This is a genomic window from Streptomyces canus (assembly GCF_001514145.1).
Lineage (GTDB): Bacteria > Actinomycetota > Actinomycetes > Streptomycetales > Streptomycetaceae > Streptomyces > Streptomyces canus.
In genome coordinates, this window is sequence record NZ_KQ948657.1 from 942629 (window position 1) to 956534 (window position 13906).

The 13906-nt window shown below is 69.4% G+C and carries 14 protein-coding genes and 1 pseudogene; 8 read left to right on the plus strand and 7 right to left on the minus strand.

Annotation, left to right across the window (positions count from 1 at the left end):
* From AQJ46_RS09150 to hemL, 4 genes are all read right to left on the minus strand, one after another.
* On the minus strand, positions 1 to 609 hold the full coding sequence (locus AQJ46_RS09150; RefSeq protein WP_057608064.1) for a TlpA family protein disulfide reductase: 609 nt from the start codon (positions 607 to 609) through the stop codon (positions 1 to 3).
* Positions 610 to 675: 66 nt separating this feature from the next.
* Entirely contained in the window at positions 676 to 1938 is a 1263-nt protein-coding gene (locus AQJ46_RS09155) for a polysaccharide deacetylase family protein (protein ID WP_059205040.1), read from the minus strand.
* 189 nt (positions 1939 to 2127) lie between these two features.
* Complete coding sequence (locus AQJ46_RS09160; RefSeq protein ID WP_059205041.1) at positions 2128 to 2817, minus strand: histidine phosphatase family protein; 690 nt, start codon at positions 2815 to 2817, stop codon at positions 2128 to 2130.
* Positions 2814 to 4133, minus strand: coding sequence for a glutamate-1-semialdehyde 2,1-aminomutase (hemL, locus tag AQJ46_RS09165; protein ID WP_059205042.1), 1320 nt, complete (start codon positions 4131 to 4133; stop codon positions 2814 to 2816). Before hemL ends, AQJ46_RS09160 begins: the two co-directional genes overlap by 4 nt.
* Before the next feature lie 304 nt (positions 4134 to 4437).
* On the opposite strand from hemL, the gene AQJ46_RS09170 reads away from it, so the two are divergent.
* Both AQJ46_RS09170 and AQJ46_RS59000 read left to right on the plus strand, forming a co-directional pair.
* Entirely contained in the window at positions 4438 to 5085 is a 648-nt protein-coding gene (locus AQJ46_RS09170) for a hypothetical protein (RefSeq protein WP_174269201.1), read from the plus strand.
* 83 nt (positions 5086 to 5168) lie between these two features.
* Complete coding sequence (locus AQJ46_RS59000) at positions 5169 to 5381, plus strand: transposase (RefSeq protein ID WP_159064007.1); 213 nt, start codon at positions 5169 to 5171, stop codon at positions 5379 to 5381.
* Here AQJ46_RS59000 and AQJ46_RS09180 read toward each other — a convergent pair.
* Positions 5359 to 6753: an MFS transporter gene (locus AQJ46_RS09180; protein WP_059205044.1), complete on the minus strand. Its 1395-nt coding sequence runs from the start codon at positions 6751 to 6753 to the stop codon at positions 5359 to 5361. The genes AQJ46_RS59000 and AQJ46_RS09180 overlap by 23 nt on opposite strands.
* Before the next feature lie 99 nt (positions 6754 to 6852).
* On the opposite strand from AQJ46_RS09180, the gene AQJ46_RS09185 reads away from it, so the two are divergent.
* A complete protein-coding gene (locus tag AQJ46_RS09185) occupies positions 6853 to 7422 on the plus strand; it encodes a TetR/AcrR family transcriptional regulator (protein ID WP_059205045.1) in 570 nt (189 codons plus the stop codon).
* A gap of 185 nt (positions 7423 to 7607) precedes the next feature.
* Here AQJ46_RS09185 and AQJ46_RS09190 read toward each other — a convergent pair.
* A pseudogene (locus tag AQJ46_RS09190) lies at positions 7608 to 8961 on the minus strand (RNA-guided endonuclease TnpB family protein).
* A 70-nt stretch (positions 8962 to 9031) separates the two neighbouring features.
* Here AQJ46_RS09190 and AQJ46_RS59005 point away from each other — a divergent pair.
* The gene (locus AQJ46_RS59005; protein WP_404828391.1) at positions 9032 to 9172 is read left to right on the plus strand and encodes a hypothetical protein; all 141 of its coding nucleotides are present in this window, start codon (positions 9032 to 9034) and stop codon (positions 9170 to 9172) included.
* A 37-nt stretch (positions 9173 to 9209) separates the two neighbouring features.
* On the opposite strand, the gene AQJ46_RS09200 is transcribed toward AQJ46_RS59005, so the two are convergent.
* Positions 9210 to 9503, minus strand: a complete 294-nt coding sequence (locus AQJ46_RS09200) for a putative quinol monooxygenase (protein ID WP_059205046.1) — start codon at positions 9501 to 9503, stop codon at positions 9210 to 9212.
* Between the two features lie 298 nt (positions 9504 to 9801).
* Here AQJ46_RS09200 and AQJ46_RS09205 point away from each other — a divergent pair, with 298 nt between their 5' ends.
* The 4 genes from AQJ46_RS09205 (at position 9802) to AQJ46_RS09220 (ending at position 13902) form a co-directional block, all read left to right on the plus strand.
* Positions 9802 to 10818 (plus strand): sugar ABC transporter substrate-binding protein, encoded by a 1017-nt coding sequence (locus AQJ46_RS09205; protein ID WP_059205047.1) that lies wholly within the window; start codon positions 9802 to 9804, stop codon positions 10816 to 10818.
* Positions 10819 to 10946: 128 nt separating this feature from the next.
* A complete protein-coding gene (locus AQJ46_RS09210; protein ID WP_059205048.1) occupies positions 10947 to 11960 on the plus strand; it encodes an ABC transporter permease in 1014 nt (337 codons plus the stop codon).
* Complete coding sequence (locus AQJ46_RS09215) at positions 11957 to 12793, plus strand: ATP-binding cassette domain-containing protein (RefSeq protein ID WP_020120685.1); 837 nt, start codon at positions 11957 to 11959, stop codon at positions 12791 to 12793. Before AQJ46_RS09210 ends, AQJ46_RS09215 begins: the two co-directional genes overlap by 4 nt.
* Positions 12794 to 12870: 77 nt before the next feature.
* Positions 12871 to 13902, plus strand: a complete 1032-nt coding sequence (locus AQJ46_RS09220) for a LacI family DNA-binding transcriptional regulator (protein ID WP_059205049.1) — start codon at positions 12871 to 12873, stop codon at positions 13900 to 13902.
* Positions 13903 to 13906 lie beyond the last annotated feature (4 nt).

The window sequence follows — 13906 nt, forward strand, 5'->3', positions numbered from 1 at the left end:
TCACTTCTCCGCGAGGACCGGGTTGATCATCTTGCGCAGCTTGCTCTCGCTGAGCGCGGCCAGCGAGCGGGCGGCGATCTTCCCGTCCCGGTCGATGACGAGCGTGGAGGGCACGGCCTGCGGGTTGAGGGTGCCCTTGGAGAAGCGGAGCATCAGCTTGCCCGTCGGGTCGTACAGGCTGGGGAAGGTGATGCCCATGTCCTTCTCGAAGGCGCGGGCGTTCTGGACGCTGGTGTCGCGGGTGTTGACCCCGACGAACTGCACGTTTTGGCCCTTGAGGTCCTTGTAGACGGCCTCGAGGTTGGGTGCCTCGGCCCGGCAGGGGGCGCACCAGGAGCCCCACATGTTGAGGACGACGATCTTGCCCTTGTAGTCGGCGACGTCGAGCTGTCCCCCGTCGACGGTCTTGCCGGACAGGTCGGGGGCGGTGCCCCGGTCCCCCTGCTTGGCGGTGGAGATGCCGTCCGCGCCCATGATGAAGTTGGTGTCGCCGCCTCCGCCCGAGGTGCCGCCCGAACTGCAGGCGGACAGGGTCAGCGCTGCGGCTGCGGCACCCGCGCTGAGCAGGGCGTTACGGACTCGGGAGCGGCTACGACTGGCGGCACTCATGTGAAAAGTTTCGCATGCCCGTTCTGGGGATCTTGCGCACCCCCCTTGTGGGCGGAAACCCGCATTTCAGGCGGCGTTCGACGCGGTCGCGGAGGTGTCCTTGAGGAACCCGTTCCAGCCACCCACCGGCTCCTGGCCGACGTCGAGCGTACGGAGCTTGGCGAGGACCTCCGGCTTCTGGACGTCCATCCAGTCGACGAACTGCCGGAAGGAGACCAGGCGGATGTCCGCCCCCTTCTCCTTCTCCTGCGCGATGCGGGTGAGGGCCCGCTCGACGGCGTCCATGTAGATGCCGCCGTTCCAGTGCTCGAAGTGGTTGCCGACGAAGAAGGGGGCGCGGTTGGTCTCGTAGGCCCGCTGGAAGCCGGAGATGTAGGCGCCGGCGGACTGCTCGCGCCAGGCCGGGTAGTTGTAGGCGGGCGCGTTGGTCGAGTTGATCGACTGGTTGGCGAGCATGTTGTAGTCCATGGACAGGACCTCGAAGCTGCGGCCGGGGAAAGGTATCGCCTGCAGGGGCAGGTCCCAGATGCCGTTCTTCTTCTCGGGCCAGACCTGGCGCCCGCCGGGCGAGGAGGCGTCGTAGCGCCAGCCGAGTTCGCGGGCGGTGGGCAGCAGGTTGTCCTGGCCGAGCAGACAGGGGGTGCGGCCGCCGACGAGTTCCTTCTCGTAGTCGAAGGGCAGCGCGGGCAGGTCGGTCCAGCCGGTGTTGGTGCGCCACTCCTTGACGAAACCTTTCGCCTGCGCGATCTCCGAGCGCCACTGCGCCGGTGTCCAGTTGCCCACGGTGCCGTAGCCGGAGCAGAAGTGACCGTTGAAGTGGGTGCCTATCTCGTGCCCTTCGAGCCAGGCCCGGCGGACGTTGGTGAGGGTCGCCTTGACGTGCTCGTCGGTGAGGTAGCCGATGTCCGAGGCGCCACGGGGGTTGTTCGGGGGGTCGTAGAGCCGCTTCTTCGACTCGGGCAGCAGATACAGCCCGGAGAGGAAGAAGGTCATGTGCGCGTCGTGCTTCTTGGCGAGGTCGAGGAAGCGCGGGAAGAGGCCGTTGCCGACCTCTCCGGCGCCGTCCCAGGAGAAGATCACGAACTGCGGCGGGGTCTGACCGGGCTCCAGCGGCACCGGCTTGCCGGGCTGGCGGGGCTGCTTGCCGGTGAAGGAGGTGGAGCCGTCACCGATGGGCCGAGCCGTCGGCGTCGGCGCGTGCGTGGGCTTGGAACCCGAGGCGTGGGTCACCCCGTCCGACCCGGTGAGGGTTCCGCACCCCGAGAGCCCCACGGCGGCTGCGGCGCCCGCACCGAGGCCCATTGCTCCCCTTCGGGTGAGAGAGTGCATGCTTCCCCGATTCGTCACGTTCTCTGGTGGTCACCCAGTCAGAGGAGACGAGGAGGGGGAAGGTTCCGGCACATTTTCCGGATTCGGTAACAGAAGGGCGCCCCACAGGGGCGCGGGGCCGTATCACTATGCGGCCCCGCCACGCGGGCGCGACCAGCCACAACGGCCCCGCGGTCCCCCACGAACCGGCTACGCCCCGAACGCTTTGCTCTTGCCCTTCACCGGCTTGGCGCCCGCCCGGAGATGAACCGGCACAAGATCGATCGCGGGCTCGCTGTAGCCCACGGACACGATCCTGTCGCCCTGGTACGTGAAAGACGTCAAAGAAGCCAGCGTGCACTGCCGCTTGCGCGGGTCGTGCCACAGCCGCCGCTTCTCGACGTACGACCGCACGATCCAGATCGGCAACTGGTGACTGACGAGCACGGCTTCATGCCCTCGCGCCCGGTCCCGCGCAGTGTCCAGCGCACCCTTCATCCGGACGACCTGGTCGACGTACGGCTCGCCCCAGGACGGCTTGAACGGGTTGACGAGGTGCTTCCAGTTCTCCGGGTTCTTCAGCGCCCCGTCGCCCACACCGAAGGTCTTGCCCTGGAAGACGTTCTCGGCCTCGATGAGCCGCTCGTCGGTCGCGATGTCGAGGCCGTGCGCCTTGGCGATCGGCATGGCGGTCTCCTGCGCCCGCTCCAGCGGGGAGGCGCACACGTGGGTGACGTCCCGGGCGGCGAGGTGCTCGGCCACCCGGTCGGCCATCTGCCGCCCGAGCTCGGACAGGTGGTACCCGCCGAGACGGCCGTACAGGACCCCGTCGGGGTTGGCGACCTCACCGTGCCGCATGAGGTGGACGACGGTGATGTCGCTGTTGGTCGAGGTGCTCATGCTGCCGTGGCCTCCGCCGCCGCTCGGGCCGCCGCCGGAAGGGCGTCGGCGATCCGCTGAACCGCCTGCTCGTCATGGGCCGTGGACACGAACCACGACTCGAAGGAGGACGGCGGCAGGTAGACGCCGTTCTCCAGAAGGGAGTGGAAGAAGGCGGTGAACCGGAAGGACTCCTGCGCCTTGGCGTCCTCGTAGCTGCGCACCGGCCGGTCGGTGAAGAACACCGAGAACATGTTGGAGGCGCTCTGCACGGTGTGCGCGACGCCCTCCTTGCCGAGCGCCTCGGAGACCAGCGACCGGATCTGCTCGGAGACGGCGTCGATCCTGACGTAGGCGGCGTCGTCGAGCAACCGCAGCTGGGCGAGGCCGGCCGCGGTGGCGACGGGGTTCCCGGACAGGGTGCCGGCCTGGTAGACGGGCCCGGCGGGGGCGAGGTGGGCCATGACGTCCGCGCGCCCCCCGAAGGCGGCGGCGGGGAACCCGCCCCCCATGACCTTCCCGAAGGTCATGAGATCGGGCCGGACGCCGTCGATGCCGTACCAACCACTGCGGCTGGTCCGGAACCCGGTCATGACCTCGTCGGAGATGTAGAGGGCGCCGTTCTGCGTGCAGGCGTCCTTCAGCCCCTGGTTGAAGCCGGGCAGCGGCGGCACGACGCCCATGTTGCCGGGCGAGGCCTCGGTGATCACACAGGCGATCTCACCGGGGTGCCGGTGGAAGGCCTCGTGGACGGCTTCGAGATCGTTGTACGGCAGCACGATCGTGTCCCCGGCCTGGGCACCGGTGACGCCCGGGGTGTCGGGAAGCGCGAAGGTGGCCACACCGCTGCCCGCGGCGGCCAGCAGCGAGTCGACGTGACCGTGGTAACACCCGGCGAACTTGATGACCTTGGTGCGCCGGGTGAAGCCGCGGGCGAGCCGGATGGCGGACATGGTGGCCTCGGTCCCGCTGGAGACGAGCCGCACCTGCTCGAGCGGTTCGACGCGGGCGACCATCTCCTCGGCGAGCGCGACCTCGCCCTCACCGGGGGTGCCGAAGGAGGTGCCTTTCGACACCGCCTCCTGGACGGCGGCGATCACCTCGGGGTGGGAGTGGCCGAGGATCATGGGGCCCCAGGAGCAGACGAGGTCGACGTACTCGCGCCCGTCGGCGTCGGTCAGATAGGGGCCGGTGCCGGACACCATGAAGCGGGGGGTGCCGCCCACGGCACGGAAGGCGCGGACCGGGGAGTTCACGCCGCCGGGCGTGACGGCGGACGCGCGGTCGAACAGGGCCTGCGAGACAGGCGCATCGTACGAATAGGGCAATTCACTCATATCCTGCGACTACTCCGACCTTCTCCGGTGTGTTCGGCTTTTCTCGGACTCCATTGCCGGTGACTACCTCAGGGTAGGCCAGGCCTCGAAAGCTCCCGGGCCCCGGCGATCTGCGAAACTGGATGCAGATACACACAGCTCACGGAGACGATGGCACCGAGCCGTTTGTTCAGGGGCTGCGAAGATCCTGCGGACAGGTGTTTCAGCGCACGTTTCGGCGGGCGGCCGTGGGGGAGGTCACTGACACGATGATCGGGTTGCGCGGCGGGGGTCGCGCGTCCTAGAAAAGCAGTCGGGTGGAGATATGCATCGCGGTGGCGGACTGGGCGAGGGGACCGACGACCTGGGTCCTCGACGTGCCCGGCGGGGAAGGCACCGACGCGAGGCGGAGGAAGCGGCCGAGACACGTCAGGGGCGGGGCGCCTCGGGCACCCCGGATGAGTCGGAACGCGACGAGCGACGTATCGAACGTCGGATCGATCCGTTGAGGGCGGGAAGCAGGAATGGTGGTCGGGTGGGGGTGACGTACAAGTACTTCGGCGCGCCCGACGGCGCGACCGCGGCCCGCGTCCCGATCTCGATGCGCCCCGAGGAACTCGGCGGCGACGAGCTCGGCATGAACGGCATGTTCACCAAGATCAAGCCGGAGACCATGGCGGCGATGGTCCTCACCGGCATCGAAGGCGTCCCCCTCCACAAGGTCCCCCCGCTCGAACTGGTCGTCCTGCACCCCGACTACGCGGTGGTCAAACTCCCCATGACGGTCGTGGACCCGCTGCGCGGCATAGGCGAGGAAGCGGTCGGCGCGGCGGCGTTCATCTGGTCGACGGTCCCGGACCGGGGCGGCCCGCGGGACGCGTTCAACGTGTACCAACTGCTGCACGAGTGGCAGGACTTCAGCCATCGGTTGCACGAGGCGGGGCATCAGCCTTATTGCCTTGTGTGGCCGTGACCTGCGGTTTCTTGCGGATCGGGCGGGGTCTTCGGGCCTCGCCCTTTTTGGTGCCGGAGGGGGCCATCGGGCGGCGGGCCTCGTTGACCGATGCGCAGTGGGCGCGGATTGAGCCGTTGCTGCCAGACCGGACGCCGAAGCGTGGCGGCCGGGTGCGGGATCATCGCCAGGCGATCGAGGCGGTTGCCGGAAAGTGCCGCACCGGCTCGCCATGCGACTCGAAGCGCGCGGCGAGCGCGCAGTCGGCGCTGTCGGCGGATGCCCGGAGACAGTTCACGGAGTTCGCCGCGCGCTGAGGTCTGGGCGCTGCTGCGGCGCGGGCGCGGGCGCCGGCCGGGGCCTTGCCAGCCACAGGCCGGTGCACACCGCGGTGGCCAGGGTGACGGCTCCGGCCACGACGAAGGCGCTGTCGAGACCGGCCTCGAAGGAGGCGCTGCCAGACTGCCGGGAGCGGACCACGGCCCCGAGCACCGCCACACCGAGCACCGCACCGATCTGCCGCGTGGTGCTGCTGATGCCCGAAGCGAGGCCACCCTCCTGCGGGTCGACCGCCTGGATGGCCGCGCCGGTCAGCGGGGACATGGTCAGGGCAAAGCCGACGCCGACCGTGGCGAGCCGCCACCACACGTTCGCGTAACCGGTGTCGGCGTGCACCCCGCCCAGCGCGAGGAGCCCGAGCCCGGCCAGCGTCAGACCGCTGGTGACGACGGACCGGTAGCCGTACCTGGCGGCGAGGCGGCCCGCGAAGGGGCTGACGACGACCATGGCGAGGGTGGCGGGCAGGGTCTGCAGTCCGGCCCGCAGGATCGAGCTGCCCTGGACATACACGAAGAACTGCGAGAAGAAGAACGACGAGCCCATGAGCGCGAACCCCACCACGGTCATGGCGGAGTTGGAGACGGTGAACAGCCGCTGACGGAACAGGCCCGGCGGCAGCATCGGTGCGGGGTGCCGCCGCTCCACGACGACGAACGCGGCGAGGAGGGCGGCGGCCGCGGCGAAGCCACCGAGGATCACCGGTGAGGTCCAGCCGCGCGAGCCGCCTTCGATCAGGGCGTAGGCCAGGGTGCCGACCCCGAGGACGGACAGGATCGTGCCCGGGATGTCGAGGGCGCGGGCGTCCGGGTTGCGGGACTCCGTAAGGACGCGCCGGCCGGCCACCAGCAGGACAACGCCGATGGGCACGTTGACCAGGAAGATCGCGGGCCAGCCGAACGCCTGCGACAGGACGCCTCCGGCCACGGGCCCGGCGGCCAGGCCGATGCCGCTGAGCCCTGCCCACAACCCGATCGCCCTGACCCGTTCCTGCGGGGCGGGATACGCGGCCACCAGGAGTGCGAGCGAGGCAGGGCTCAGGGCCGCGGCCCCGACCCCCTGCAGCACCCGTCCGGCCACCAGCCAGCCGACCGAGGGGGCGACGCTGCACAGCACGGACGCGGCGGTGAACACCGCGACACCGCTCAGGTACACGCGCTTGCGGCCGAAGCGGTCGGCGAAGACTCCGCCGGACAGCAGCAGCATGGCGACCAGCAGGACATAGGCGTCGACGATCCATTGCAGCCCGGTCAGTCCCGTGTCCAGGCGGTGCTGCATGTCGGGCAGTGCCGCGCCGACGATCGTGTTGTCGAGCAGCACCATGAACTGCCCCAGGCAGGCCACCACGAGCATGACGTCCCCTCCCCTAAAGCAGCCAACAGCTGCGTTAAGCAAGACCGTAGAGCGGCTGGGCAGGCAAACGCAAGTGTGGGCTGCTTTAAGGTGAGGGGCATGGACGAGCAACAGCGCACGCAGCGGCCCGGCGGACGCAGCGCCCGCGTCCGCGCGGCGGTGCATCAGGCCGTCACCGACCTGGTGGGCGAACGCGGGTACGGCGGATTCACCGTCGGCGAGGTCGCGGCCCGCGCGGGAGTCGCCGACACCACCGTCTACCGCCGCTGGGGCAGCCTCGAAGCGCTGCTCACCGACGTGACGCTGACCCGCCTCAACGCACGGTCACCGATGCCCGACACCGGGGACCTGGTCGGCGACCTGCGCACCTACGCGGCCGCCGTGGCCCGCGAGATCACCGGACCCGACGGTCTGGCCGTGCTCCGCCTGGCCGTCGTCCTGTCCGGCTCCGGACCCGAGGGCCTGCGCCTGCGCGACGACTTCCTCGCCGAACGAGCCCGGCAGTTGCAGTCCATGCTCGACCGGGCGCGCGAGCGCGGGGAACGGCCCCCCGACGCGTTGGCCGTCGTCGACCACGTCATGGCCCCGATGTACCTCCGCGTCCTGTTCGGCGCGGGCCCGCTCACCCCGGAGTACGTGGAGGGCCTGGTCGACCGTCTGCTCCGGTGACGGTGAGGCGGCCAAGTAGTCGGTGTCGTCCGCCCATTGATCGACCGCATCGGTCAGCGGGCGGTCGCGCAGCGCCGGGTCCGGGAGCGTACGGGCCGGCCTGCGCGAAACGCCCGGCGCGCAGGACCTGGAGGTGGCCGGCCCGGCCGCGCGGCCGATGGTCACGAAAGTCCTTTCACGGTCGGTCACTTGACGGCGCCCGCCGTCAGCCCGGCGACGAGATAGCGCTGGAGCAGCAGGAACCCGGCGACCACGGGGACGCTCACCACCAGCGAGGCGGCCATGATCTGGTTCCAGCGGACGTTGTTGAGCGTGGATTGACTTGCACGGGGTTCGGTCGGGAATCCGTGGCTTCCTGTTTCTTCGCGCTGTGCCGGGATTGCTCCCGGTCTTACCGGCGCTCCGCAGGCTGATACCGCCAGTCCGGCGGCCGTCTTCACGTTGATCGCGGCATTGTGGTCCCGGTCGTGGACGCTGCCGCAGGCGGTACAGGTCCATTCCCGGACCTTGAGGGGTTTGGGTCCGTCCTTGACGCCGCAAGTGGAGCAGGTCTGCGAGGTCGGCTCGAACCGGCCGATCTTCACCAGGATGCGGCCGTACCTTGCCGCTTTGTACTCCAGCATGCTGATGAACGAGGACCATCCGGCGTCGTGCACGGACTTGGCCAGCTTCGTGCGCGCCAGTCCCGCCACCGACAGGTCCTCCACGGCGATCCCTTGGTTCTCGAAGATCAGCTTCGTGGAGAGCTGGTGGTGGAACTGGCGGCGTGCGTCAGCGACCTTGGCGTGGGCGCGGGCGACCTTCAGGCGGGCTTTTTCGCGGTTCTTCGAGCCTTTCTGCTTGCGGGACAGCTCTTGCTGGGCCTTCTTCAGCTTCTTCTCCGCGCGCCGCAGAAACCGCGGGGAGTCGATCTTCGTGCCGTCGGACAGGACCGCGAAGTGGGTGAGGCCGAGATCGATGCCGATCGTCTGGTCGGTGTCGGGCATCCGGGTCGCGTCGGCGGCGGGGTCGGTGTCGATGACGAAGGAGGCGAAGTACCGCCCGGCGCGTCCTTGACGACGGTGACCGAGGTGGGCGTGGTGGGCAGGGTGCGGGACCACTTCACCTTCACCGGACCGATCTTGGGCAGGTTCAGACGGCCTTTGTCGGTGATGTTCCAGCGGGCGTTGGCGGTGAACCGGATCGACTGCCGGTTGCCTTGCGGGACCTGAAGCGGGGCGGCCCGATCTTGGGCCCCTTGCGGGTGCCCTTGAGGGAGGCGAAGAAGTTGCGGTAGGCGGTCTCGGCGTCCCGCAGGGACTGCTGAAGCACCACCGCGGAGACCTCGCCCAGCCAGGACCGCTCCACCGTCTGCTTCGCCTCGGTGATCAGCCTCTTCGACAGCTCTGCGGCCTTGGGGAACGGCTGCTCGGCCTTGCGGGCGTCTTCACGGGCGCGGACCGCGTCGTTGAACACGACGCGGGCGCACCCGAACGCCTTCGCCAACGCCCTCTGCTGGCCGGGGTCCGGGTACAACCTGAAGGAGTACCGGAGCCGCATGACGATCACGATACGTACGTGGGTTATGGGTGAGATGCATGAGATCAGAACTGGTCGGCACTGTGTTTTCGTGATGCACGTCCACTTGGTCTTCGTGACCAGCTTCCGGCACAAGGTGCTCACCGATGTTCATCTGAGGCGTATGGAGGAGATCGCCCGGGGCGGGCGGCCCGCCGCACACCGGCGTGACCGCGAGGACGCGAACGGCTGACCCGGCCGGAACGCGGGCTCCTGCCGGACCGGCCCCGTCAGGCCACCGGGTCGAGGAACGTCAGCACGGAGGCGGTCTCCTCGATCAACGGGGTGAGCGCGGCGTTGAAGGGGCCGCCGTACGGGGCGTTCAGGTGCGCCTGGAAGGCGTCCTCGTCCCGGTACACCTCGAAGATCCAGAAGGCGCGTGGGTGCGCCGCCTTCGTGTAGACGTCGAAGGCGAGGTTGCCCTCCTCCGCACGCACCTTGTCGGCGTACTCCACGATCATGCGGGCGACCTCGTCCTGCGCTCCCTCACGGGCGGTGAACTCGGCGAGCAGGGTCTTCTTCACGGGTGCGTGTCCTTGTTCGTCGCGGTGGCGCCGACGGATGTCATCGTTGACTTGTGTCATCGATGACATCCGCGGATCTGCATGATGTGCGCAGTGCGGTCGGCTCGTCAACGGTTCGGGCACGAAGTGGGCGCCCTCCGCCACCGTTGCGGACTTGTGACAGACGCGGGGCATTGACGTTGCCCGGAGACGGGGTCATCATCCTCGGCAGTGTCAACGATGACATAAGTCAACGATGACACCTAGGGACGGCATGCTCCGATGCCGCCGCTCGCCCGCAATCCCGCTGGAGTCGTTCATGTCTCGCACCCCTCGACTGCCTTCCTCCCTGCTCAGAGTCGCCGCGTGCACGTCGGTCGCGGCCCTCGCCCTGACGGCCTGCGGTTCCGGCTCCGGATCGGGCTCTACGAGCTCCGGATCGGGCACGGTGAAGGTCGGGCTGATCACCAAGACCGACACCAACCCGTTCTTCGTCAAGATGAAGGAGGGCGCGGAGAAGGCCGCCAAGGAGGACGGCGTCCAGCTCATGACCGCGGCGGGCAAGTTCGACGGAGACAACGCCGGTCAGGTCACCGCCATCGAGAACATGGTCGCCGCCGGTGTGAAGGGCATCCTGATCACGCCGAGCGACTCCAAGGCGATCGTGCCCGCGATAGCGAAGGCCAAGGCCAAGGGCGTGCTGGTCATCGCCCTGGACACGCCGACCGAGCCGGAGAGCGCGGTCGACGCCCTCTTCGCCACCGACAACCTCAAGGCCGGCGAGCTGATCGGCGAGTACGCCAAGGCCGCGATGAAGGGCAAGACGGCGAAGATCGCCGCCCTCGACCTCGCGCCCGGCGTCTCCGTCGGCGTCCAGCGGCACAACGGGTTCCTCAAGGGCTTCGGCGCCACCGAGAAGGACGTGGCGTGCGCCCAGGACACGGGCGGCGACCAGGCCAAGGGCCAGACGGCGATGGAGAACTGCCTCCAGAAGGAACCCGGCATCAACCTCGTCTACACCATCAACGAGCCGGCCGCCCTGGGCGCGTACACCGCGCTGAAGGCCAAGGGCCGGGAGAAGGACGTGCTGATCGTCTCCGTCGACGGCGGCTGCACCGGCACCCAGGCCGTCAAGGACGGCAAGATCGCGGCCACGTCGCAGCAGTACCCGCTGAAGATGGCCGCCGAGGGCGTCAACGCCGTCGTGACGTACGCCAAGGACGGCAAGAAGGCGTCCGGTTACACCGACACCGGCGTCACCCTGATCACCGACAAGGCCCAGACGGGCGTCACGTCCAAGGACACCGCCTTCGGCCTGGAGAACTGCTGGGGCTGAGTCCGGCTCCAGCGGACGTACGACTTCGCCTCTCCCCTGAGCGGGGCGGCCGGACCCGCACCTCCCCGACCCGGGGACGGCCGCCCCCTTGTCCCACCAGGACTTCTGTCTTCCGACAAGGACTTCGCATGACCGCCACGTCCACGCCTCCGAGCACCTCCTCGCCGTACGCCGAGCTCAAAGCGCCGACCACGGCCCGCAGGCTGCTCACGGCACCGACCACCGGCCCGCTCGTCGCCCTTCTTCTCGCCTGTGTCTTCTTCGCCGTCTCGAGCGACCAGTTCCTCACCGGCGGGAACTTCTCGCTGATCGTGCAGCAGGTCATGGTCGTCGGCACCCTCGCCATCGGCCAGACCCTGATCATCCTCACCGCGGGCATCGACCTGTCGTGCGGCGCGGTGATGGCGTTCGGCAGCATCGTGATCGCCAAGATGGCCGCCGAGGGCTCACTGCCCCCGCTGGTCGCCATCGCGCTGGGCCTGGTCGTCTGCGGCGGCTTCGGCCTGGTGAACGGGCTGTTGGTGCAGAAGATCCCGCTGCCGCCGTTCATCGTCACGCTCGGCATGCTCAACGTGGCGTTCGCGCTGACCCACATCTACTCCGAGGAGCAGACGGTCACCAACCTGCCCGGCCCGCTGACGGCCCTGGGGCAGACCTTCCCGATGGGCCATACCGACATCACCTACGGCTCCCTCGTCACCATCGCCCTGTTCCTCCTGCTCGCCTACGCGTTGAGCAGCACCGGCTGGGGCCGGCACGTCTACGCCCTGGGCAACAGCCCGGAAGCCGCGCGGCTGAACGGCATCCGCACCTCCCGGCTGACCATCGGCGTCTACACCGTCGCCGGTCTCCTCTACGGCGTCGCCGCCCTGCTCCTCATCTCCCGCACCGGGGTCGGTGATCCGCAGGCCGGACAGACCGACAACCTCGACAGCATCACCGCCGTGGTCCTCGGCGGCACCAGCCTCTTCGGAGGCCGCGGTTCGGTCCTCGGCACCTTCATCGGCGTCCTCATCGTCGGGGTCTTCCGCAACGGGCTCCAGCTGATGGGCGTCGCCTCGATCTACCAGACCCTGATCACCGGAGTCCTGGTCATCCTCGCGGTGACCGTCGACCAGATCTCCCGGAAGAAGGCCCGATGACCGCCCTCGACTCCCCCACCCCGATCCTTCAGGCCCGCGGTCTCGTCAAGCGCTACGGCCAGGTCACCGCCATCGACGGCGCCGACTTCGACCTGCTGCCCGGCGAGGTTCTGGCCGTGATCGGCGACAACGGCGCCGGAAAGACCAGCCTCATCAAGGCGCTCACCGGTGCGGTGACGCCCGACGCGGGCGAGATCCGCCTCAACGGCGAACCCATCCAGTTCTCCGGACCGCAGAGTGCCCGCGCCCACGGCATCGAGACGGTCTATCAGGACCTGGCCGTGGCCGCCTCGATGGACATCGCCTCGAACGTGTTCCTCGGCCGCGAGCTGCGCCGGCCCGGTGTCCTCGGCAGTGTCTTCCGCATGCTCGACAAGAAGCGCATGCGCCAGGAGGCCGCCGAGCACATGGCCGACCTGAAGATCGGACTGCGCTCGCTGACCCAGTCGGTCGAGACCCTCTCCGGGGGCCAGCGGCAGGCCGTGGCGGTCGCCCGTTCCGTCGCCTGGGCGCGCAGTGTCGTCGTCATGGACGAGCCCACCGCCGCGCTCGGCGTCAAGGAGTCCGGACAGGTCCTCGACCTCATCCGCCGCGTCCGGGACAAGGGCATGCCGGTCGTCCTGATCAGCCACAACATGCCGCACGTCTTCGAGATCGCGGACCGGATCCATGTGCACCGGCTGGGCCGGCGGGCCGCCCTGATCAAGCCCTCCGACTACTCCATGGCGGAGGTCGTCGCCATCATGACCGGCGCGCTCACCGTCGACGAGGCCGGAGGTACTGTCGTAGCGGATTCCGAGGCCGCGAAGGCCGCGGGCGTCCAGGCCACCTGACCACAGCACTCGACACTCGACGGCATCCGGCCGAGGCCGCGGCCGGAACCCGACGAGCACAGGAGACGGTTTCCTCCATGGCAGCGAACCGCCGCCCGACCCTGGCCGACGTCGCCCGCGAAGTGGGCGTCAGCGCCAAGACGGTCTCCCGCGTTCTCAACGAGGACGGACCCGCGTCGGCCGAGACCAGGGAACAGGTGCTCGCCGCCGTCGCCAAACTCGGCTTCCAGCCGAACCTCATGGCGCGCAACATCCGCGTCGGCGGGCCCGACACCACCATCGGTCTGGTCGTCCCCGACCTCGGCAACCCGTTCTTCGGAGCGGTGGCCCGCAGTATCGAGGACACGGTCCGCGACCGCGGACTGACCCTGCTCATGGGCTCCTCGGCCGACGACCCGGACCGGGAACGCGCTCTGACGGACAAGTTCCTCGCCCGCCGCGTCAGCATCCTGCTGGTCGTGCCGTCCGTCGGCGCCGACCACTCCCACCTCAAGACCCACCGCGCCACGGGGCTCCCCGTCGTGTTCATCGACCGTCCCGGCGTGGGCCTGGCCGCCGACAGCGTCGTCAGCTCCAACCGCACCGGCGCCCACGACGGTGTCGCCCACCTGATCGCCCACGGCCACCGGCGCATCGGCTTCGTCGGTGACCTGCCGGTCAAGCTCTACACCCGTCGTGAGCGCTTCGCCGGGTACCGCGAGGCCCTTGAGCGGGCCGGCCTGCCGTACGACCGTTCCCTGGTCACCAACGCCCATGACCAGCAGGGGGCTTCGGCCGCGACCTCCCGGCTGCTCGGCCTGGCCGATCCCCCCACGGCCCTGTTCGCCGGCAACAACATCGTCGCCCTCGGGACAGTGGCCGAACTCGCCCGCAGCAGACGCAAGGACGTCGCCGTCGTCTCCTTCGACGACGTCGCGCTCGCCGAGGCGCTCGAACCGGCGCTGACCGTCGTCGCCCAGGCCCCCGAGGAGATCGGCAGAACGGCGGCGACGACAGCGCTGTCCCGCCTCGACGGCGACCGCACCCGGGCCCGGACCATCACCGTGCCGACGCGGCTGATCGTGCGCGGTTCGGGCGAGCGGCCCGCCCCGGAGCTGCAGCGGGCCTGACCCG